Below are 20434 nucleotides of genomic sequence, written 5' to 3' on the forward strand. Positions count from 1 at the left end.
GCGGAACGCGAAGTCGATGCTCTTCAGGCATTTTTTCTTCGGAGTAATATGAGGAGGGGATCTCTTTTGGAAAAAGTGGATATTTTCAAGGACATTGCCGAGCGTACCGGCGGAGACATTTATCTTGGCGTCGTCGGCGCGGTTCGCACGGGGAAATCGACATTCATCAAGCGCTTCATGGAAACGATTGTTCTGCCGAACATCACCAGTGAATCAGACCGCGTAAGAGCGGTCGATGAGCTGCCGCAAAGTGCGGCAGGCAAAACGATTATGACTACCGAGCCTAAATTCGTACCCAACAATGCGGTGCAGATTAAGGTGGCCGAAGGGCTGGAGGTCAACGTCCGGCTGGTCGATTGTGTAGGCTATGCAGTAGAAGGAGCAAAAGGGTATGAGGATGAGAATGGTCCGCGGATGATCTCGACGCCATGGTTCGAGGAACCGATTCCTTTCCAGGAAGCGGCTGAAATCGGGACACGCAAGGTCATTCAGGAGCACTCCACTCTGGGTGTGGTAGTCACTACAGACGGTACGATTGCTGAGATTCCGCGGAGCTCGTATGTCGATTCCGAAGAGCGCGTCATTGCAGAGCTAAAGGAGGTCGGCAAGCCGTTCGTGCTGGTCATCAACTCGACCCGGCCGCGCAGTGAGGAAGTCCAGCAGCTCCGCAGTGAGCTTGCCCTCAAATATGACATTCCGGTGATGACGCTCAGCGCTGCGAATATGACCGAGGACGATGTAACCGGTGTACTGCGCGAAGTGCTGTATGAATTCCCTGTACATGAAGTCAATGTTAACCTGCCAAGCTGGGTGATGGTGCTGGGTGAGAATCACTGGCTGCGCAGCAGCTATGAGAATTCTGTCCGCGATACCGTGAAGGATATCCGCCGTCTGCGTGATGTGGACCGCCTGGTCTCACAGTTTACCGAATATGATTTCATCGACCGGGCAGGCCTCAGCGGCATGAACATGGGCCAGGGGGTAGCCGAGATCGACCTCTATGCTCCCGAAGAACTGTATGATCAGGTGCTGATGGAGGTAGTCGGGGTCGAGATCCGCGGCAAGGATCACCTGCTCCAGCTGATGCAGGACTTCTCCCACGCCAAGCGCGAATATGACCGCTTCTCGGAAGCACTGGAAATGGTGAAGACCACGGGGTATGGCATCGCCGCACCTTCCCTGGCTGAGATGGCGCTGGATGAACCTGAGCTGATCCGTCAAGGCTCCCGCTTCGGAGTCCGGCTGAAGGCTACGGCACCGTCGATCCACATGATCCGGGTGGATGTCGAGTCGGAGTTCTCGCCGATCATCGGTACGGAGAAGCAGAGTGAAGAGCTGGTGCGCTACCTGATGCAGGACTTTGAGAATGACCCGATCAAAATCTGGGAATCCGATATCTTCGGCCGGTCCCTGCATTCCATAGTCCGCGAAGGCATCCAGGGTAAGATCGCGATGATGCCGGACAATGCCCGCTACAAGCTGCAGGAAACGCTGGGCCGGATTATCAACGAGGGCTCGGGCGGCCTGATCGCCATCATCCTCTAAATAAAATAAGCTTGTCCTTTGGAGCGGGAGCATTTCCCGCTCTTTTGCTATTTCCGGGTCCGCATGCGGATAGAGTGGAAAAGGGGAATTCTCCCTGGAAAGCTTCCGTTTTTACGGCATAACTGGTAGTAATAGACTGCGCAATTACAGCGGAATGATGGGAAACCTGCTACTTTCTGCTCCTTTTTTAAGGAACGCCTTGATATTATGGTTGGGCTGTATTACTATAAGTTTGTTGCGCTTCTAGAAGAGAGGTGCCAGTACCCTAGTAATAAACGGGATTATCACGTATATTTTACGTTGAAACGGAAACAGTGTATGATACCGGAACTTTTAACCAGGGAGGTGAGAAGACATGAATAAATCAGATTTGATCAATGTAGTTACAGAAGCAACTGAACTTCCCAAAAAAGATGCTACGAAAGCGGTAGATGCCGTTTTTGAAGCAATCACAGGTGCACTGCAAAGCGGCGATAAGGTTCAGCTGGTTGGCTTCGGAAACTTTGAAGTGCGCGAACGTTCCGCACGTAAAGGCCGCAACCCGCAGACTGGTGAAGAAATCGAAATTCCTTCAAGCAAAGTACCGGCTTTCAAACCCGGTAAAGCGCTGAAAGACGGAATCAAATAAAGATTTCTACATATCTGCCCCATAGTCCTTGAATACCAACGATGCCGCCTTCCAGGGCGGCATTTGTTTTTGAGAGGCTCATAAACTTTGAGGAGGATTACAATGACTGAGAAGAAGAATGAAGTGAATCCTGCGCCGTCCGGCAGCGACTACATCGTAGTTAAGGCCAAGGAGAACGGTGTTCAGGTCATCGGGCTGACCAGAGGGCTGGACACACGGTTTCACCATACGGAGAAGCTGGACAAAGGCGAGGTGCTCATTGCCCAATTCACCGATCACACCTCAGCAATGAAAATCCGCGGCAAGGCTGAAATCTGGAGCAAACACGGACAATTAGAGAGTGAAAGCTGAAAAGCAGGCATAGCCTGCTTTTTTTCAAAATATAACTAGATATGGGCCGCTCTGCGGTGCCGTATAATCCTGCATAGCAGCGGAAACTATGAGTAGGGGGGCATGTTATGAACCGGAGCTGGCTGATCGGAACGGCGTTGCTGCTTAGTGCAGCTGCTACCCTGCTGCTGCCGCAATTGGCCGGCAACGTTCTAACTGCCCAGAGCAAGTATAGCGCAGTACACACTATTGGGCCGGAGGGCATGGTGCTGGAGAATGACAATCTGGTAGATGCGCTGAGTGAGATTCCGCTGAGTCTGATGATCGACAAGGCTGGCTGGGAGAACGGGGTATTGTCGCTGGATCTCAAGGTGAATGGTGATGTCCACGAACCTCAGGAGCTGTACCGCAACATGGCTCTGGCGGTCGGGTTCGCGATTCAGGAGACCTCGAACGTGGACCAGCTCCTGCTGCGTGTGGTGGCAGAGGATCAGTGGCTGGATACCCGCCGCCTGCTCCTTGCGGGGGATATCCGCCGCAGCGAGTGGACCCCTCTGCTCCAGGAGGCGCTGGAGAACGCAGGCAATTCGCCTCTTCCCGATTACCTGAAGAACGGCTTCCGCATTAGCGAAAGCGAGCTGTGGAAGAAACAGTTCATTTATCCCTGAACTGGGTAATTGAAACTAGAAGGCTTCACTCGTGCGTGACAAAAAAACATGTGATATAATAGACAAGATTGTGAACAAATCATTTTGACAAACGTCAATGGCTTCGGAGGCTAAAATGAAACCGTACCGCATACCGCAACTGGCTAAACCCTACACCGACTACGATATGATTCAGCGGCATACGGAACTGCCGCCGTTCTCAGACGGGCGGGGTCATTTGTTATATATTTTTCTCGGCAGAGGCCGGGGGGCAGACTTCCAGCAGGGAGAGCTGTTCACTCTGGTGACCGGACTCGTCCAGCTTGGACTGGATACCCATGAGAGCATTGACCGGAATCATGAAGAGCCCGGCGGTGATATGATGCGCACCCGCCAGCTGAAGGTTCTGGCCGGTGATTATTTCAGCAGCTGGTTCTACCATCTGCTCGCGAAGCACGGTCAGATTGAAATGGTGGGCACGCTCAGCACGGCTATCGCTGATTTCAATGTGATGAAGGCCAATCTTTACGGCAAGATGAGCGGAACGCTTGTCCAGGCCGAACAATACTTGAAGCACACGGTACAGCTCAATATGCGGCTGTTTCTTTCTTTTACACCGATGATTGAAGAGTCCCTGAGAGACATCTGGCAGAAGCTGCTCGCCGAATTCAGCCAGTGTGAGACTGCAGCCCAGGAATTGCGCCGGGGGGCAACTCCGGCAAGTGCGCTGGAGGGCTATGCTTACTGGAAGGTGATGGAGTCGGCGGCCGAAGAGGAACGTCAGCAGCTTAAGGATCAGACTCTGGACCCCAAGGACTGGCAGAAGCTGAAGCTGAGGTGCAAATGTGATACACTGCTGACGGACAAGCTGCATAGTTCGCTTGCGTCCATTCAGACGTTATTGCAGAGCATCAGGGACGAGGAACTGGCGGGTCAGCTTAGATCAGCACTGGACCGCCTACTTCTGCAAATGAAAATTTCCGGACAAGCTGCCGTGGAGGGTTAGAGAATGACAGTAGATAAAGCTACCGTAACAGGCGGGCAAGGCGAGAAGCCGAAGGAGCAATTTGTCCATTCGGTATTTGAGAGCATTGCCGGCAAATATGATCTGATGAATGATATTCTGAGCTTCCGGCGCCATAAGGCCTGGCGGAAGTTCACCATGCGCAAGATGGGCATGAAGCGCGGGGACTCGGCAGTGGACCTGTGCTGCGGTACCTGCGACTGGAGCATTGCCCTCGCGGATGCGAGCGAGACCGGAAATGTTATGGGGCTGGACTTCAGCGCAGGCATGCTGGAGGTGGGACGGCGCAAGGTGGAAGCGCGCGGACTGCAGGACCGGATCTCCCTGATTCAGGGGAATGCGATGGAGCTGCCGTTCGGTGATAACTCCTTCGATTACGCGACAATCGGCTTTGGACTCCGTAATGTGCCTGATCCCGTTCAGGTGCTCAGCGAGATGAAGCGCGTGGTGAAGCCCGGCGGTATGGTAGTATGCCTGGAGCTGTCGAAGCCGATGAAGCAGCCGTTCAAAGGTATTTATTATTTTTATTTCCAGCGTGTGCTTCCACTGCTCGGCAGACTGTTCGCCAAGCGGTATGAGCAATATAAATGGCTTCCTGAATCACTGGCACTCTTCCCGGACAGGAAGCAATTAGAGGAGATCTTCCGGGATACCGGACTTACAAAAGTGGAATCGTTCCCCTTGAACGGTGGCATCGCGGCGTTACATCTTGGACTCAAGGAGAACTGTAATGTTTAAGAAAATCGGTATTTTTCTACAAATGATTAAATTTGAGCACACAGTTTTTGCTTTACCCTTTGCTTTTATGGGGGCTTTGCTTGGTTCGGTAGTCATGTTTGGAGAACTGCCCTCCTGGAGCCAGATCGGATGGGTGGTTGTTGCCATGTTCGGCGCACGAAGCGCGGCCATGGGGCTTAACCGGCTGATCGACCGGATCAGTGATGCGAAGAATCCCCGGACAGCGGGAAGAGCCATTCCGGCAGGATTACTGAAGGTTGGAGAGGTATCGTTGTTCATCGCGTTCTCGTTCTTTTTGCTGTTCTGGGCAGCCTTCAAGCTCAATCCTCTGTCAGCCAAGCTGCTGCCGATTGCTGTTTTTCTGCTGGTCCTCTATTCCTTCACCAAACGCTTCACCTGGGCCTGTCACCTGATTCTCGGGCTTACGATTGCCCTTGCACCTCTCGGCGGGTGGGTTGCGGTTACAGGAACGGTGGACTTGACCGCTATGATCTTCTATTTCACGATCGTATTCTGGACAGCGGGCTTTGATATCATCTACTCCTGCCAGGATGTGGACTTCGACCGCAAGGAAGGGCTGTATTCGATTCCGGTGCGCTTCGGGGTGGCCCGTGCGCTGGGGATAGCCAAGGTCTTTCACCTGCTGACAGCCCTGGGCTTCATCTCTCTCTTGTTCATCACGGAGCTGAGCTGGTGGTATGTAGCCGGCATGGTGATTGCTTATATTATACTGTTCTATGAGCACTACATTGTGTCTCCGGGTGATCTAAGCAAGCTGCAGACTGCTTTCTTCACCATGAACGGTGTGCTTAGCATTGTAGTCTTTTCCTTTACTCTGATTGACCTGGTGGTGCAGTTCTACAAATGACCGAACTTAAGCCAAAGAACTTCGTGGTTGGCATTACCGGTGCGAGCGGGGCTGTCTACGGCATCCGGCTGACAGAGACACTCCTGTCCCTCGGTTATACAGTACATTTGGTGGTCAGTAATGCAGGCTGGCGTGTCTTCAAGGAGGAGCTGGGTTATGCTGTAACTGACAGGGAAGGCCTGCTGAGGGAGCAGTTCGGCAGCTATCCCGGTTCTCTTCTGTATCACCCGGTGCAGGATATCGGTGCTTCGATTGCCAGTGGCTCTTTCCGGACAGAGGGGATGATTATTATGCCCTGCTCAATGGGAACCCTGTCTGCTGTAGCGCATGGAAGCTCGGACAATCTGATGACGCGGGCTGCGGATGTTATGCTGAAGGAAGGGCGTCCGCTCGTTCTCGTGCCCCGGGAGACACCGCTGCATGCGATTCACCTGGAGAACATGCTGAAGCTGTCGCGGATGGGCGTCAAGCTGATTCCGGCGATGCCTGCGTTCTATTACGGTCCTGCCACTATGGATGATCTGATCAATTTCATGGTGGGTAAGGTGCTGGACAGCTTCGGGATTGAGCATACTTTATTTCGCAGATGGGGGAATGAAGGATGACAAACCTGGAACACACCGTCATCGGCAAAATCAGCTACACCAATTCATGGCCGGTCTATCATTATTTCGATCCCTCTGCATTAAGCTTTCCTGCTGAAATGGTGAGTGAGGTGCCGGCTGTGCTTAACCGGGGAATGGCAGCAGGCGATATTCATGTCGGGGCTTTATCCTCCTTTGCTTACGCCGCGGCCAGCGACCGGCTGCTGCTGCTGCCCGGTCTGTCCGTCAGCGCGGACGGTCCGGTGCGGTCGATATTTCTGTTCTCCAAAAAGCCGCTACAGCAGCTTGGCAGCGGAACGATAGCCGTGACGAATACCTCGGCTACCTCGGTCAATCTGCTGAAGATTCTGATGCATAAGGCATTAGGGACCAGCCCGGAGTATATTAGCAGCGATCCCGATCTGAACACCATGATGCAGCAGGCGGATGCCGGACTCCTGATAGGTGACCATGCCATTCGCGCCTCCTGGCAGGATCAGGGCTATGAAGTGACGGATCTGGGCGGGCTGTGGAAGGAATGGACCGGCCATAGTATGACCTTTGCTGTATGGGCGGTTAACCGCAAGGCTGCGGCCCGGAATCCTGAGGCTATTGCCGAGATTGCCGAAGCCTTCGAGCGGAGCAAGCGGCGCGGCCTGAATGATCTGGGACCGGTAATTCATGAAGCCTGCTGCACGATCGGGGGCACGGCCTCCTATTGGAGAGATTACTTCCGTAATTTATGTTACGACTTTGGGGAAAGGCAGCAGGAAGGTCTGAACCTCTATTTCCGCTATGCCTATGAAATGGGCCTGCTGCCGCAGGAAGTGAAGATGGAGCTTTGGAGCCACAATCTGCTGACACGGGTGAAAGAATGAAGCGACTGCAAATATTCGGCTTGCTAAGCAAAGATATGGATCAAATTGAGAAAGAGCTATACCGCAGTGTCCAGGGGGATGATGAACTGCTGAGCGAGACCTCTCTGCATCTGTTGAGAGCAGGGGGCAAGCGGCTCCGGCCGGTATTCGTTCTGATGGGCGGCAAATTCGGGACCTATGATCTCGAAAAGCTAAAGCGTGTTGCGATTCCGCTGGAGCTGATTCATAGCGCCTCGCTGGTCCACGATGATGTCATTGACGATGCGGAGCTCCGGCGGGGGGAGCCTACCGTCAAGGCGAAATGGGGCGACAAGATCGCCATGTATACAGGTGACTATATTTATGCCAAGGCACTCGTGATGACTTCAGGGCTGAAGAATCCCCTGATTCATCAGATTCTCTCCAAAGCCATGGTAGAGATGTCCATCGGAGAGATGGAGCAGATCCGCGACTTCTTCAACAGCGGACAGAGCGTGCGCCATTACCTGCGGAGAATCCGCCGGAAGACAGCGCTGCTGATTGCCGTCAGCTGTCAGCTTGGCGCTCTGGCTGCAGATGCGGAGCCGGGAACGGCCAGGCTCCTCTATAATTACGGATATAACGTTGGGATGGCGTTTCAAATCCGTGATGATCTGCTCGATCTCTCCGGAACGGAGAAGCAAATTGGCAAGCCGCCCGGAAGCGATATGCGGCAGGGGAATATCACTCTGCCTGTCATCTACAGTCTGCAGGATGAGCGGCTCCGCAGCCGACTGCTGGAAGAGCTTGAAGCGATTCGTGAAGGGAACACCGGGGTCGGCCGCGCGATCGATCTGATTCTCTCCGGCGACGGGATTTCACGTGCGGAGGAGCTGGCTTCCCGCTATATCGCCAAGGCGCTGGATGCGCTGGAGCAGCTGCCCAGCAACCGGACGAAGCGCAATTTGCGCGATATCGCCTTTTTCGTGACCGGCCGGGCTTATTGAAAATATAACAGCTCACCTGCAAATTTACGTTCACAGATGCCGGGGTTTCTGATAATATCAGACCATAAACAGCCCATTCATTTAGAATAAGGGAAATTGGAGAGTGACTCTATGGAACAAACGTATCTGATGATCAAACCGGATGGTGTACAGCGCGGACTAATCGGACGCATCGTCGCCCGTCTGGAAGACAAGGGATTCAAGCTGGTCGCTGCCAAGCTGATTACTGTTACTGAAGAGCAGGCCAAGAAGCATTATGCGGAGCATGACGGCAAGGATTTTTTCCCGGAGCTGGTAAGCTTCATCACTTCCGGCCCTGTGTTCGCCATGGTATGGGAAGGCGATGATGTCATCGCTTTATCGCGTCTCCTGATCGGCAAAACCAAGGTCGGTGAAGCCCTGCCGGGCACCATCCGCGGGGATTATGCCAGCCATACTCCGCTTAATCTGATTCACGGATCGGATTCACCGGACAGTGCAGCACGTGAGATCGCCAATTTCTTCGCTCCGGATGAGCTGGCACAGTATCATAAAGACATCGCGGCCTGGATGTAAGATCCGGGCAGGAGACAGGAGATTATTATGGCTGAACGTGAAGAATCCTCATTAACCCCGGACCCTGATTACACCGGATTTATCCATAACATTAAGCAAAGCACCGGCATTGACCTTGCGCAGTATAAGGAAGCACAGATGAAGCGGCGGCTGACTACACTCCGTATGAAGAACGGCTACAATAGCTTTAGCGAATTCTATGCGGCAATGATGAAGGACAAGGCTCTGTTCTATGAGTTCCTTGACCGCATGACGATCAATGTCTCTGAATTCTGGCGGAATCCGAACCGCTGGGAAGTGCTGCGGGATGTGATTCTGCCGGAGCTTCAGCGTTCCGGCCGCAGACTGAAGCTATGGAGTGCCGCCTGTTCAACGGGGGAAGAGCCTTATACGCTGGCGATGATTCTCTCGGATAAGAATATTCTGGCCCAGACCGGTATTCTGGCTACAGATATTGATGACGGGGCGCTGGCCAAAGCAAAGCAGGGGATGTATCTGGAGCGCTCCCTGAAGGATGTGCCCAAAGATGTGGCAGACCGGTATTTCACACCTGAAGGCCCGGTCTTCAAGGTCAGCGAAGGACTGAAGAAGAATATTGATTTCCGCAAGCAGAATCTGCTGCTGGATAAATTCGATGAAGGCTTCGATCTGATTATCTGCCGCAATGTCATGATCTACTTCACCGAAGAAGCCAAGAATAAGCTGTATCACAAATTCTCGGCCAGTCTGCGTCCGGGGGGCTATCTTTTCGTGGGCAGCACGGAGCAGATCTTCACACCGGCGCAGTATGGCTTCGAGTCGACTGAAACCTTCTTTTACCGTAAGAAATAGCCTTTTAGTCTGCTGGAGTCTCCCTTGGTACAAGGTATACTTTAGGCGCTTTTCAGTGATACTGGAAAGTAGGAAGAAACCTAACGCCAAGTGAAAGGTCGTTAATCCAGATGGACAAAAGCAAGGTCATCACCGCGTACCGGCGGGGGTTCCTCACCGTGCGCGAATGCGGGCAGATTCTCGGCATTGAGGAGCTTCAGCTCCAGAGCCTGCTCACTGCGGAAGAGGGCAGAACCGGCAGCCGTCTTCCGGCACCCGGCAGCGACGCTCTGGAGACAGGCTCCTGAACGGGGAGCACAGCAGCGCCGCTTCTACTCGAAAGAGCAGGAGCGGCGCTTGTTTTGTTCCGGGGGAAGCAGCGGGATAGTCTATTGCTTTCTTGTCAAAGCGGAGAGCCTATACTATAATAAGCAAAGACATTTAACATTTTAGCGGTTTACAGTCCAAAAGTGTGAAGGGGGAACGCAGCATGAGTTTGCGCTATTTAACAGCGGGGGAAACGCACGGCCCCCAGCTTACAGCCATTATTGAGGGATTGCCCAGTAATTTGACACTTGACTTTGAAGAGCTTAATTTCCAGCTGCACCGGAGACAGAAGGGCTACGGCCGCGGACGCCGGATGCAGATTGAGAAGGATACTGCCCAGATTGCCGGCGGTGTACGCCACGGCTATACTACCGGAGCTCCTGTAGCGCTCATTGTGGAGAACAAGGACTGGACACACTGGAAGAACATTATGAACATTGAGCCGATTCCGGGCAGTGACGAAGAGAAGCGCCGGGTGAACCGTCCACGTCCCGGTCATGCGGACCTGAACGGCGGACTTAAGTATAACCATACCGATCTGCGTAACGTGCTGGAGCGCTCCAGCGCCCGTGAGACAGCCGCAAGAGTAGCCGTAGGCGGAGTAGCGCGTCAGCTGCTTGCAGCCTTCGGGGTGAAGATTGCCGGACAAGTCATCCGGATCGGAGAGATTGAAGCACCTGCTAACGATCTGCCTATCGATGAGCTGATTGCCCGGACTGAAGAATCCTCTGTGCGGGTAGTGGACAAGGAGACGGAGCAGAAGATGGAGGCTTACATAGACAAGATCAAGGAAGAAGGCGACTCCATCGGCGGAATTGTGGAATGTATTGTCGAAGGTCTGCCTATTGGCCTTGGCAGTTACGTACAGTCTGACCGCAAGCTGGATGGTGCCATCGCCGGAGCCGTGATGTCGATCAATGCCTTCAAGGGCGTAGAGATCGGAATCGGCTTCGAAGCCGGAAAGCTGCGCGGCTCACAGGTCCATGACGAGATTATGTATGAAGCCTCGCAGGGGTACTACCGGGCGAGCAACCGGCTGGGCGGGTTCGAAGGCGGAATGACCAATGGAATGCCAGTGGTCGTCAGAGGAGTAATGAAGCCGATCCCGACGCTGTACAAACCGTTGCAGAGTGTGGATATCGATACGAAGGAGCCGTTCACAGCCCAGGTTGAGCGTTCAGATGCCTGTGCCGTTCCGGCAGCTTGTGTCGTACTGGAGAGTGTAGTAGCCTGGGAGATTGCCAAGGCGTTCCTGGACAAATTCGGCGGGGACTCTCTGGAAGAGATCCGCGCGAACTATAATAACTACCTGGCTCAGCTGGAGAGCTACTAAGATGCGCAGCATTACTGTTGACTTAGGCGAACGTTCTTATCCGATTTATATCGGCAGCGGTCTGCTGCAGAGTATCGGTGAACGCTGTACCGAAGCGGGGTTCGCGCAGCGCAGCCCGCTGCTGGTGGTGAGTGATACGGAAGTAGCGCCGCTGTATCTGGAGCAGGTGGAGGCCTCCCTCCGCAGCAGCGGATATACGGTGGTCAGCCATGTCATTCAGGCAGGTGAGGCCTCGAAGTCACTTGCCGTCTATGAAGAAGTTATTACCACCGCCATTCAAGGCGGTCTGGACCGAAGCTCAGCCGTGCTGGCGCTTGGCGGGGGAGTCGTTGGCGATCTGGCCGGCTTCGTTGCAGCATCTTATATGCGGGGAATCGGGTTTATGCAGATTCCAACGACCATTCTCGCCCATGACAGCAGTGTAGGCGGCAAGGTGGCCGTTAACCATCCGCTGGCCAAGAATATGCTGGGTGCCTTTTATCAGCCGTCTATGGTGGTATATGATCTGGACACCCTAACTACGCTTCCACCCCGGCAGGTTGCTTCTGGCCTCGCTGAGGTAGTCAAGCACGGGCTGATTCTGGACCGTGAGTTCGCTTACTGGTGCCGTGAGCATGCGGAAGAGCTGCTGGCATTGAATCCAGAGGCGCTGGGATATGCGCTGGAACGCGGTTGTGCCATCAAGGCGGACGTAATCGGCGGTGATGAGCGCGAGCACGGGCAGCGTGCGATTCTGAATCTGGGGCATACCATCGGACATGCCATCGAAGCTGTCGGCGGCTATGGCACCTTCCTGCATGGAGAGGCGATTGCCATCGGGATGGCCGGATCTGCTCTGCTCGCAGCGAAGCTGGGCCGGGACAGACAGATCTACGAGGATACTGTATCGATGCTCACCGCCCTGTCGCTGCCGACCCGGCTGCCTTCGCAGTATAGCGGGGAAGAGCTGATGGAAGCGATGATGCATGACAAGAAATTCAAGGAAGGCCGAATGACTTTTATCGTGCCGGAGGCCATTGGTGAAGTTAGCATCTTCAATGATGTGCAGGCAAGCGATGTATCAGAGGTCATAGCCCAGCTTAAGAAGGAGGGGAGCCCATGGTGAACCGGGGCATACGCGGTGCAACGACCGTAACCCAGAATGAAGAGACGGAAATTTTACGTGAAACGGTGATCCTGCTGCGGGAGATTGTGGAGCGCAATGATGTGATCGCAGAGGATATCTGCAGTGTGTGGATTACGATGACTGCCGATCTGGATGCAACCTTCCCGGCACGGGCGATCCGTGAGATTGAAGGCTGGGAGATGGTTCCGCTGATGTGTTCCGTGGAGATCCCTGTGAAGGGCAGCCTGCCGAATTGTATCCGCCTGATGGTGCAGGTGAACACCGACAAATCCCAGCGGGATATGCGTCATGTGTATCTGAATGAAGCCCAGCGGCTTCGCCCGGATCTCTCACAGAGCAAGTAATAAATTATAATTACGGGGTTGTCAATGACTACCGTCATCATGTATAGTGAAGTTAGCCGAGTAAAGCAGAGTTTTGAATGAGTTGAGTAGAGTATAGTTGAGCTGAGTGTAGGATTTATAGCAGAGCAGGCCCTTGATTGTCAGTGTTCTTTTTTTGGCATACCTGTATAGCCGTAACTTATGATGAGTTGCTGTTGCGCTATCACTGTATGTATCCATGGAGGAATCTCTTGCATTCGGCTTTGTTCATGCTTGTCCCAGGCGCTTATTCACATACTGACTATCAACAAACCTCTACTCCGGTAGAGGTTTTTCTGTATTTCGGACCCTATCCGTTATCCCCCTAGGAGGTTACCCAAGTGACGAATCCGAGCATTGAAGAAGTGGTGTCGCTGTCGCGCGAATACAATCTGATCCCGGTTGTGACAAGATTGCTGGCTGATATGGAAACGCCGATCCGGCTGTTCCAGCGGTTTGCCGAGCAGGATCGCGCATTTTTGCTGGAGAGTGTAGAGGGCGGCATTCAATGGGCGCGTTATTCTTTTATCGGCAGTGATCCGTTCCTGATGATCTCCGGCAAAAAGGGGCAGATCCAGGTGGAGGTCGGCGGCGAGAAAAAACAGCTGTCCGGCAAACCTGTCGAGGAGCTGAAGGCGCTGCTCCGTTCCTACCGCAGTCCCAAGCTGGACGGCATGCCGCCGTTCACAGGCGGAGCCATCGGATTCTTCGGCTATGATCTGCTGCAGTATTATGAGAAGCTGTCCGCACATGCGGTAGATGACCTGAATATGGATGACATCCGCTTTATGTTCTGTGACCGCATTATCGTCTTCGATCATGTGAAGCAGCAGATTCTGCTGGTGGGTAATCTTCATATTAAGGATGGCGATACGGATTCGGATATCCGGGCCAATTACGAGGAACTGAGCAACCGCTTAGTGAATCTGGCAGAGGAGCTGCAAAAGGAAGGCCCGAAGGAGAACGTCAACCGCCGCAGCATTCCGCAGGATATCGAGCTTGGAGAGATTCACTCGAATCTCACAAAGGAGCAATATATAAGCAACGTAGAGCAGGCCAAAGAATACATCCGTGCCGGAGATATCTTCCAGGTGGTGCTGTCGCAGCGGATGCATATCGAGACCGAGGTCTCTCCGCTGCATGTGTACCGGATGCTGCGCATTCTGAACCCATCCCCATATATGTATTATCTGAAAATGGATGAGGAGATCATCGTCGGCACCTCGCCGGAAGCGCTGGTCAAGGTGGATGGCGGACGGGTGGAGACCCGGCCGATTGCGGGAACCCGGCCGCGCGGAGCGAGCGCGGCTGAGGATCATCAGCTCGCCGCAGAGCTGCTTGAGGACGAGAAGGAACGTGCGGAGCATCTGATGCTGGTCGACCTGGGCCGCAATGATCTGGGCCGGGTCTCAAAATTCGGCAGCGTGAAATGCAATACCTTCATGGAGATCGAGAAATACTCGCATGTCATGCATCTGGTCTCGAATGTGACCGGAACGCTGGCCGAGGATAAGGATTTCTTCGATGCCTTCCTCTCCTGCCTTCCGGCAGGTACGGTATCGGGCGCGCCGAAGCTGCGGGCGATGGAGATTATTGCGGAGCTTGAGCGGGAAGCCCGCGGTGCTTATGCCGGAGCGATCGGCTACCTCGGCTTCTCCGGGAACATGGATTCCTGCATCACGATCCGCACGATTATCTTCCGCAAGGGCCGTGCTTATGTGCAGGCCGGAGCAGGAATCGTCTGGGATTCCGTGCCGGAGAAGGAATATGAGGAGACGGTGAACAAGGCTAAGGGAATGCTGAAGGCGATCCGGATGGCGGAAGCAATGTTCCCCGCTGAGGTGAAGGAGAAGCAGGTCATTAACCAGGATTATATGTACGAATATACCCCGTGAACCGGGAATTAGCAGAGACGAGATCAGAAGAGCAGAGAATGCTCCATAAAACTTTTTGCGTATGCTTTCGGAGCCAGTTTTGTACGAAGCTGGTTCAGGAAGCCCCGCTCACAAAACTCTTAGGAGGACATCCACTATGGACGCAAGCCAGTTACTGCAATCAGGAATTGCCGGTTTAATCGAGGGAAAGGATCTTACCCGTACGCAGGCCCGCGAGATTATGGGCACGATTATGGAAGGTGCAGCTTCGCCGGCGCAGATCGGAGCGCTGCTGACTGCACTGCGGATCAAAGGCGAGACCGTTGAAGAAATCACCGGCTTCGCAGAGGCGATGCGCGGCTTCGGCACACAGGTGCTTACAGAACGGAGCCAGCTGCTGGATACCTGCGGCACGGGCGGCTCCGGAATTCATAAATTCAATATCTCCACAGCTTCGGCGATCATCTCTTCCGCTGCTTCTGTCAGAGTGGCGAAGCACGGCAACCGTTCGGCGTCCGGCAGAGCGGGCAGTGCAGATGTGCTGGAGGCGCTTGGCGTCAATATCCATCTGAATGCGGAGCAGGCGCGGCAATGTCTGGACAGTATCGGCATCTGCTTCCTGTTCGCCCAAATCTATCATCCGTCCATGAAGCATGCCGCTGCTCCCCGCCGTGAGCTGGGGGTGCGGACGGTCTTCAATATGCTGGGTCCGCTGACCAATCCGGCCGGAGCAGACCGGCAGCTGATGGGCATCTATGACCGCAACAAGACAGAGACGGTTGCCAAGGTCCTGGGTGAGCTGGGCTCCAAGCGGGCGATGATTGTCAGCAGCCTGGACGGCCTGGATGAGATCAGTATCTCGGCACCGACGCAGGTCTCCGAGCTGAAGCAGGGCGTAGTCACTACCTACGAAATTACACCGCAGGAGCTTGGCCTCAGCCAGCATCCGCTGGAGGATGTCATGGGCGGCGATGCCGCAGAGAATGCGGCGATTATTACTACAGTGCTAGAGGGTAATATCAATCCGTACCGTGATATCGTACTGGCCAATGCCGGAGCCTGCATCTATGTCGCCGGTCTTGCCGATACCCTTAAGGAAGGCGTGGACCGTGCCAGAGAGGTTGTGGATTCAGGAGCGGCGCTGCGCAAGCTGGAACAGTTAAAAGCGATGACAAAGGAGCTTGATTATGTATCTTGACCGGATTGTTGCCACGAAAGTAAAAGAGGTAGAAGCGTTAAGCCGGCAATTCTCGCTTGCCGCGGCGGAGCGTTCCATTGCCGCATTACCTGCTACAAGAGGCTTCCGCAGCGCCTTAACTGAACGCCGGAACCGGGAGATGGGGCTGATCGCCGAGGTGAAGAAGGCCTCGCCGTCCAAGGGGCTGATCCGGGCCGATTTTGATCCGGTGACGATTGCCCGGGGCTATGAAGCAGGAGGAGCCGATTGCCTGTCCGTGCTCACGGACAAGGATTATTTTCAGGGCAGCGGCGTGTATCTCCAGCAGGTAAGAGAGGCTGTACAGCTTCCGCTGCTGCGTAAGGACTTCATTATCGACGAGAAGCAGATCTATGAGGCCCGCCTGCTTGGTGCGGATGCCATTCTGTTGATTGCGGCCATTCTAACCCCGCAGCAGCTCGCCTCGTTCACCGACTCCGCTGCCGCGCTTGGACTCGATATCCTGATTGAGGTTCATGACCGCAGCGAACTGGAGACGGTATTGTCTACTGGTAAGGCTGAACATCCCGGGGTTCTGCTGGGTATTAATAACCGGAATCTCAAGACGTTCGAAACGTCGCTCTCCGCTACGGAGGAGCTGGCAGCCCTGCTGCCCGCCGGTCTTCCCGTAATCAGCGAGAGCGGGATTGCCGGGCCGGAGGATATTGCGTATCTCCGCAAGACACGGGCAACCGGTGTGCTGGTCGGAGAATACCTGATGCGCCAGCCGGATGTAGAGCAGGCCATCCATCAGCTGCTCGGTCCGCTTCCAGCAGGGAAGGATCGTGTGCAGAGTGACTGAACCTCTCGTAAAAATCTGTGGACTTCAGGGCGTTGAAGTGCTAAAATCTATGAATAGTTTGCCGCTCGATTATGTGGGCCTGGTATTTGCACCCAGCCGCAGGAGGGTTACCCCGGGTGTGGCTGCGGAGCTGATTGCAGAGCTGGGCAACTGGAAGTCTGAGCCGGCTCCCCGCCCGGTGGGCGTATTCGTTAACCCCGCTCTTTCTGAGCTGGTAGAGCTGCTGAGAACGGTACCGCTGGATGTTGTGCAGCTTCATGGACAAGAGAGTCCGCAGTTCTGTGCGGAGGTCAAGGCGGCTTTTCCCCAGATTAAGGTCTGGAAAGCCCTTTCGGTTGCCGGGTGCAGTACTGATGCGGGGGATGAGGTTCAGACTCTGCTGGACAGCTATGCGGGTACGATTGATGCGCTGCTGCTGGATGCCTATGATCCGCAGGACAGCGGCGGTACGGGCCGTACATTTGATTGGGAGCAAATCCCCTTATACCAGCAAGCGGCGGCGAAGCATGCGCTGCCTTTATTTATAGCCGGAGGCTTGCATCCGGACAATGTGAACGAGCTGTTGGATGGTTACGGCCCTTATGGCGTGGATGTCTCCAGCGGAGTAGAGAGTAACGGCAGTAAGGATATCGCCAAAATGACAGCTTTCGTAGAAAGGGTGAAGCAATCATGATACAAGTACCGGACAAAAATGGACGTTTTGGTTCTTTTGGAGGCCGCTTCGTTCCTGAGACCTTGATGACTGCGCTGATTGAGCTGGAGGAAGCTTACAATAAATTCTCGGCAGACCCGGCCTTTCAGGAGGAAATAGATTATCTGCTCAAGCAGTATTCGGGCCGCGAGACCCCGCTGTATTATGCAGAGCGGCTAAGTAAGCAGCTTGGCGAGGCCAAGATCTATCTGAAGCGGGAGGACCTCAATCATACAGGCGCCCACAAGATCAACAACGCGATCGGACAAGGCATCCTGGCCAAAATGATGGGTAAAACCAAGGTGATTGCCGAAACCGGCGCAGGCCAGCACGGAGTAGCTACAGCTACGGTAGCCGCCTTGCTCGGCATGGAATGCAAGGTGTTCATGGGTGAAGAGGATACCCGCCGCCAGGCGCTCAATGTCTTCCGCATGAAGCTGCTCGGGGCAGAGGTTATTCCGGTGACCTCAGGCTCCAGAACGCTGAAGGATGCCGGGAATGAGGCGCTACGCTACTGGGTGAGCAATGTCGAAGATACATTCTACGTGCTTGGCTCGGCGGTAGGTCCCCATCCGTATCCGATGATGGTCCGCAACTTCCAGCGGATTATCGGGGATGAGACCCGCCGCCAGATTCTGGAGGCGGAAGGACGTCTGCCCGATCTGCTGGTTGCCGCAGTAGGCGGAGGCAGCAATGCCATCGGTATGTTCTATCCGTTCATGGAGGATGAGCAGGTGGCGATGATTGGTGTTGAAGCTGCCGGTAAAGGCGTAGATACTCCGTTCCATGCAGCAACCATGAGCAAGGGAAGCCATGGCGTGTTCCAGGGCTCGCTGAGCTATCTGCTGCAGGACGAGCACGGACAGGTCATCGAGGCCCATTCCATATCGGCCGGACTGGATTATCCGGGCGTGGGGCCTGAGCATTCCTATCTCAAGGACATTCACCGTGCCCAATACGTGCCGGTGACCGATGCCGAAGCGCTGGATGCACTGAAGCTGCTCTGCGTGACGGAGGGCATTATTCCCGCCCTGGAATCGGCTCATGCCATTGCCCATGTGGTGAAGCTCGGCAAGACGCTGACCAAGGATGATATTGTGGTGATCTGCCTGTCGGGACGCGGTGACAAAGATGTCGAATCCATTATGGCTTATACGGAAGGGGCGAGCGGTAATGACAACTGAAACGACTAACCGGATGGACCTGGCTTTTAACCGGCTGAAGGCGGAAGGCCGTACTGCCCTTATTCCGTTCCTTACCGTAGGCGATCCTGATCTGGAGACTACACTGGATATTATTGCCGAGCTGGAGGCAGCGGGAGCGGATATCCTGGAGCTTGGCGTTCCTTACTCCGATCCGCTGGCCGACGGTCCGGTCATCCAGCGGGCGTCTGCAAGAGCGCTGCGCAGCAAGGTTCATCTGCGCACCTGTATGGAGACGGCGCTGAAAGCACGGCAGGCTGGCAGCGGGCTGCCGTTCATCCTGTTCACGTATTATAATCCGGTGCTGCAGATGGGGCTGGATACGTTTTTTGCGGAGCTGAATACCCATGAGATCAGCGGGCTGATTATTCCCGACCTGCCGGTTGAGGAGTCAGAAGACATGCGTGCACGCAGCCGTGCCGCCGGTGTGAATCTCATTCCGCTCGTGGCCCCGACCTCCAGCGAACGGATTGCCCGGATCGTATCCGGTGCAAGCGGCTTTGTCTATTGCGTATCCTCGCTCGGGGTAACCGGGGAACGCTCAAGCTTCCACAGCGGAGTAGATGAATTCATAGCGTCCGTCCGCCGTTCTACGGACCTGCCTATCGCTGTAGGATTCGGGATCTCCACCGGAGAACAGGTATCCCGGTTTGCCAAGATCTGTGATGGTGTAGTAGTCGGAAGCGCCATTGTCCGCAAGGTGGAGGAGGTTATTCCCCTCTTGTCCCAGCCGCAGACGAGAAGCGCCGGACTGTTGCAAATTCGTGAATTTGTGTCACAATTAAGACCTAATTAACCTTTGGAGAGCGAGGATCACCCATGAATCCAAAACCGAATATCGTTGACCTTCCTGTCTACAAGCCAGGGAAGCCGATTGAAGAAGTCAAGAAGGAGCTGGGCTTAAGCGAAGTCATTAAGCTGGCATCCAACGAGAATCCTTACGGGGCTGCACCAAGTGCGAAGGCCGCTATCGTAGCGGAGCTGGATAACCTCTTTTTATACCCGGACGGCTCTGCCGCTGAGCTGACGGCGACGCTGGCTAAGCACCTGGGCGTGGCGGGTTACCGTATTATTTTCGGATGCGGATCGGATGAGATTATTGCTCTGATTGCCCGTGCCTTCTTCCTGCCCGGCGACGAGACGATTATGGCAGATCAGACTTTCTCTGTATATAAGAGCAATGCGGATATCGAAGGGGCTGTAACTATAGAAGTCCCGCTTAAGGACGGAACGCATGATCTGGACGCGATGCTGGCGAAGATTTCGGACCGGACCAAAATCGTCTGGATTTGCAATCCGAACAATCCAACCGGTACCATTGTGCCTGAGGATGCTCTGATTTCGTTCCTGGATGCAGTACCTGCGGGCGTAATGGTAGTCCTCGATGAAGCCTATTATGAATATGTGACGGATCTCAGCTACACTGATGGCATTAAGCTGATCGACAAATACCCTAATCTGGTAGTCCTTCGTACCTTCTCCAAAATCTATGGTCTTGCTGCGCTCCGTATCGGCTATGGTGTAGCCAGCCAGCAGGTGATCTCCCTGATTAATCAGGTGCGTGAGCCGTTCAATACGACCCGCCTGGCTCAGGTGGCGGCTGTAGCGGCACTCTCCGATCAGGAATATGTGCAGCAGTGCCGTGCCCTTAACAGTGCAGGGATTGTGCAGCTTGAGGCGGAATTCGCGCGTCTAGGGCTTACGTCGTTCCCGGCTCACGGGAACTTCATTATGGTGGATGTACGTAAGCCTGCGGCTGAAGTCTTCGATACGCTGCTGCGGCAAGGAATCATCGTCAGAACAGGCTTCCACCGGTATCCGACCTATCTGCGGGTGACCATCGGCTCCGCCGAGCAGAACACAGCCTTCGTAGCTGCCCTGGAGCAAGCGCTGAAGGAGCAGGAAGTTCGCACATAACCGCAACAGGCT

General features: G+C 54.5%; 23 protein-coding genes. All 23 read left to right on the forward strand.

The genetic code is table 11. The annotated features are described in order from the left end of the window. Nucleotides 1-66 precede the first annotated feature (66 nt). The 23 genes from spoIVA to hisC all read left to right on the forward strand — a co-directional run bounded on the left by spoIVA (nt 67) and on the right by hisC (nt 20422). A complete protein-coding gene (spoIVA, locus tag NSU18_RS31445; RefSeq protein WP_341018310.1) occupies nt 67-1545 on the forward strand; it encodes a stage IV sporulation protein A in 1479 nt (492 codons plus the stop codon). Nucleotides 1546-1900: 355 nt separating this feature from the next. Beyond that, nucleotides 1901-2173 (forward strand): HU family DNA-binding protein, encoded by a 273-nt coding sequence (locus NSU18_RS31450; protein ID WP_019909963.1) that lies wholly within the window; start codon nt 1901-1903, stop codon nt 2171-2173. Nucleotides 2174-2275: 102 nt separating this feature from the next. Continuing rightward, entirely contained in the window at nt 2276-2524 is a 249-nt protein-coding gene (gene mtrB / locus NSU18_RS31455; protein ID WP_051478165.1) for a trp RNA-binding attenuation protein MtrB, read from the forward strand. 107 nt (nt 2525-2631) lie between these two features. Next, nucleotides 2632-3171, forward strand: coding sequence for a hypothetical protein (locus NSU18_RS31460; RefSeq protein WP_341018312.1), 540 nt, complete (start codon nt 2632-2634; stop codon nt 3169-3171). A gap of 115 nt (nt 3172-3286) precedes the next feature. Beyond that, nucleotides 3287-4156 carry a heptaprenyl diphosphate synthase component 1 gene (locus tag NSU18_RS31465; RefSeq protein ID WP_341150921.1) on the forward strand — a complete coding sequence of 290 codons (870 nt, stop codon included), beginning with the start codon at nt 3287-3289 and terminating at the stop codon, nt 4154-4156. 3 nt (nt 4157-4159) lie between these two features. Then, entirely contained in the window at nt 4160-4912 is a 753-nt protein-coding gene (locus NSU18_RS31470; RefSeq protein WP_340752875.1) for a demethylmenaquinone methyltransferase, read from the forward strand. Continuing rightward, complete coding sequence (locus NSU18_RS31475; protein ID WP_341150922.1) at nt 4905-5780, forward strand: UbiA-like polyprenyltransferase; 876 nt, start codon at nt 4905-4907, stop codon at nt 5778-5780. Before NSU18_RS31470 ends, NSU18_RS31475 begins: the two co-directional genes overlap by 8 nt. Nucleotides 5781-5842: 62 nt before the next feature. Beyond that, nucleotides 5843-6385, forward strand: a complete 543-nt coding sequence (locus NSU18_RS31480; RefSeq protein ID WP_445321883.1) for a UbiX family flavin prenyltransferase — start codon at nt 5843-5845, stop codon at nt 6383-6385. Then, nucleotides 6382-7242, forward strand: a complete 861-nt coding sequence (locus NSU18_RS31485; protein ID WP_341150923.1) for a menaquinone biosynthetic enzyme MqnA/MqnD family protein — start codon at nt 6382-6384, stop codon at nt 7240-7242. The genes NSU18_RS31480 and NSU18_RS31485 overlap by 4 nt, the downstream gene beginning before the upstream one ends. Next, nucleotides 7239-8207: a polyprenyl synthetase family protein gene (locus tag NSU18_RS31490; protein WP_341018324.1), complete on the forward strand. Its 969-nt coding sequence runs from the start codon at nt 7239-7241 to the stop codon at nt 8205-8207. The genes NSU18_RS31485 and NSU18_RS31490 overlap by 4 nt, the downstream gene beginning before the upstream one ends. A 111-nt stretch (nt 8208-8318) precedes the next feature. Further along, on the forward strand, nt 8319-8762 hold the full coding sequence (gene ndk, locus NSU18_RS31495; RefSeq protein WP_036727303.1) for a nucleoside-diphosphate kinase: 444 nt from the start codon (nt 8319-8321) through the stop codon (nt 8760-8762). A 27-nt stretch (nt 8763-8789) separates the two neighbouring features. Continuing rightward, nucleotides 8790-9593 (forward strand): CheR family methyltransferase, encoded by an 804-nt coding sequence (locus NSU18_RS31500; protein ID WP_341018326.1) that lies wholly within the window; start codon nt 8790-8792, stop codon nt 9591-9593. A gap of 110 nt (nt 9594-9703) precedes the next feature. Next, nucleotides 9704-9880: a hypothetical protein gene (locus NSU18_RS31505; protein WP_341150924.1), complete on the forward strand. Its 177-nt coding sequence runs from the start codon at nt 9704-9706 to the stop codon at nt 9878-9880. Between the two features lie 182 nt (nt 9881-10062). After that, nucleotides 10063-11232, forward strand: a complete 1170-nt coding sequence (gene aroC, locus NSU18_RS31510) for a chorismate synthase (RefSeq protein WP_036727299.1) — start codon at nt 10063-10065, stop codon at nt 11230-11232. Nucleotide 11233: 1 nt separating this feature from the next. Beyond that, nucleotides 11234-12337, forward strand: coding sequence for a 3-dehydroquinate synthase (gene aroB, locus NSU18_RS31515; protein WP_341150925.1), 1104 nt, complete (start codon nt 11234-11236; stop codon nt 12335-12337). After that, nucleotides 12331-12702 (forward strand): chorismate mutase, encoded by a 372-nt coding sequence (gene aroH, locus NSU18_RS31520; protein ID WP_341018334.1) that lies wholly within the window; start codon nt 12331-12333, stop codon nt 12700-12702. The genes aroB and aroH overlap by 7 nt, the downstream gene beginning before the upstream one ends. Before the next feature lie 359 nt (nt 12703-13061). Beyond that, nucleotides 13062-14615 carry an anthranilate synthase component I gene (trpE, locus tag NSU18_RS31525; RefSeq protein ID WP_341018336.1) on the forward strand — a complete coding sequence of 518 codons (1554 nt, stop codon included), beginning with the start codon at nt 13062-13064 and terminating at the stop codon, nt 14613-14615. Nucleotides 14616-14751: 136 nt separating this feature from the next. Then, nucleotides 14752-15792 carry an anthranilate phosphoribosyltransferase gene (gene trpD, locus NSU18_RS31530; RefSeq protein WP_341018339.1) on the forward strand — a complete coding sequence of 347 codons (1041 nt, stop codon included), beginning with the start codon at nt 14752-14754 and terminating at the stop codon, nt 15790-15792. Then, nucleotides 15782-16612 (forward strand): indole-3-glycerol phosphate synthase TrpC, encoded by an 831-nt coding sequence (trpC, locus tag NSU18_RS31535; RefSeq protein WP_341018342.1) that lies wholly within the window; start codon nt 15782-15784, stop codon nt 16610-16612. Before trpD ends, trpC begins: the two co-directional genes overlap by 11 nt. Next, nucleotides 16605-17285, forward strand: a complete 681-nt coding sequence (locus tag NSU18_RS31540; protein WP_341150926.1) for a phosphoribosylanthranilate isomerase — start codon at nt 16605-16607, stop codon at nt 17283-17285. The genes trpC and NSU18_RS31540 overlap by 8 nt, the downstream gene beginning before the upstream one ends. After that, the gene (trpB, locus tag NSU18_RS31545; RefSeq protein ID WP_341150927.1) at nt 17282-18487 is read left to right on the forward strand and encodes a tryptophan synthase subunit beta; all 1206 of its coding nucleotides are present in this window, start codon (nt 17282-17284) and stop codon (nt 18485-18487) included. The genes NSU18_RS31540 and trpB overlap by 4 nt, the downstream gene beginning before the upstream one ends. Beyond that, on the forward strand, nt 18477-19301 hold the full coding sequence (trpA, locus tag NSU18_RS31550; protein ID WP_341150928.1) for a tryptophan synthase subunit alpha: 825 nt from the start codon (nt 18477-18479) through the stop codon (nt 19299-19301). The genes trpB and trpA overlap by 11 nt, the downstream gene beginning before the upstream one ends. Nucleotides 19302-19324: 23 nt before the next feature. After that, nucleotides 19325-20422 (forward strand): histidinol-phosphate transaminase, encoded by a 1098-nt coding sequence (gene hisC, locus NSU18_RS31555; protein ID WP_341150929.1) that lies wholly within the window; start codon nt 19325-19327, stop codon nt 20420-20422. Nucleotides 20423-20434: the final 12 nt, after the last annotated feature.

This window comes from Paenibacillus sp. FSL H8-0048 (genome assembly GCF_038002825.1).
GTDB lineage: Bacteria > Bacillota > Bacilli > Paenibacillales > Paenibacillaceae > Paenibacillus_AQ.

Coding starts and splice junctions, on each gene's coding strand:
- NSU18_RS31450 (WP_019909963.1), top strand. CDS start 1,901: ATGAATAAATCAGATTTGATCAATGTAGTTACAGAAGCAACTGAACTT.
- mtrB (WP_051478165.1), top strand. CDS start 2,276: ATGACTGAGAAGAAGAATGAAGTGAATCCTGCGCCGTCCGGCAGCGAC.
- NSU18_RS31460 (WP_341018312.1), top strand. CDS start 2,632: ATGAACCGGAGCTGGCTGATCGGAACGGCGTTGCTGCTTAGTGCAGCT.
- NSU18_RS31465 (WP_341150921.1), top strand. CDS start 3,287: ATGAAACCGTACCGCATACCGCAACTGGCTAAACCCTACACCGACTAC.
- NSU18_RS31470 (WP_340752875.1), top strand. CDS start 4,160: ATGACAGTAGATAAAGCTACCGTAACAGGCGGGCAAGGCGAGAAGCCG.
- NSU18_RS31475 (WP_341150922.1), top strand. CDS start 4,905: ATGTTTAAGAAAATCGGTATTTTTCTACAAATGATTAAATTTGAGCAC.
- NSU18_RS31485 (WP_341150923.1), top strand. CDS start 6,382: ATGACAAACCTGGAACACACCGTCATCGGCAAAATCAGCTACACCAAT.
- NSU18_RS31490 (WP_341018324.1), top strand. CDS start 7,239: ATGAAGCGACTGCAAATATTCGGCTTGCTAAGCAAAGATATGGATCAA.
- ndk (WP_036727303.1), top strand. CDS start 8,319: ATGGAACAAACGTATCTGATGATCAAACCGGATGGTGTACAGCGCGGA.
- NSU18_RS31500 (WP_341018326.1), top strand. CDS start 8,790: ATGGCTGAACGTGAAGAATCCTCATTAACCCCGGACCCTGATTACACC.
- NSU18_RS31505 (WP_341150924.1), top strand. CDS start 9,704: ATGGACAAAAGCAAGGTCATCACCGCGTACCGGCGGGGGTTCCTCACC.
- aroC (WP_036727299.1), top strand. CDS start 10,063: ATGAGTTTGCGCTATTTAACAGCGGGGGAAACGCACGGCCCCCAGCTT.
- aroB (WP_341150925.1), top strand. CDS start 11,234: ATGCGCAGCATTACTGTTGACTTAGGCGAACGTTCTTATCCGATTTAT.
- aroH (WP_341018334.1), top strand. CDS start 12,331: ATGGTGAACCGGGGCATACGCGGTGCAACGACCGTAACCCAGAATGAA.
- trpD (WP_341018339.1), top strand. CDS start 14,752: ATGGACGCAAGCCAGTTACTGCAATCAGGAATTGCCGGTTTAATCGAG.
- trpC (WP_341018342.1), top strand. CDS start 15,782: ATGTATCTTGACCGGATTGTTGCCACGAAAGTAAAAGAGGTAGAAGCG.
- trpB (WP_341150927.1), top strand. CDS start 17,282: ATGATACAAGTACCGGACAAAAATGGACGTTTTGGTTCTTTTGGAGGC.
- trpA (WP_341150928.1), top strand. CDS start 18,477: ATGACAACTGAAACGACTAACCGGATGGACCTGGCTTTTAACCGGCTG.
- hisC (WP_341150929.1), top strand. CDS start 19,325: ATGAATCCAAAACCGAATATCGTTGACCTTCCTGTCTACAAGCCAGGG.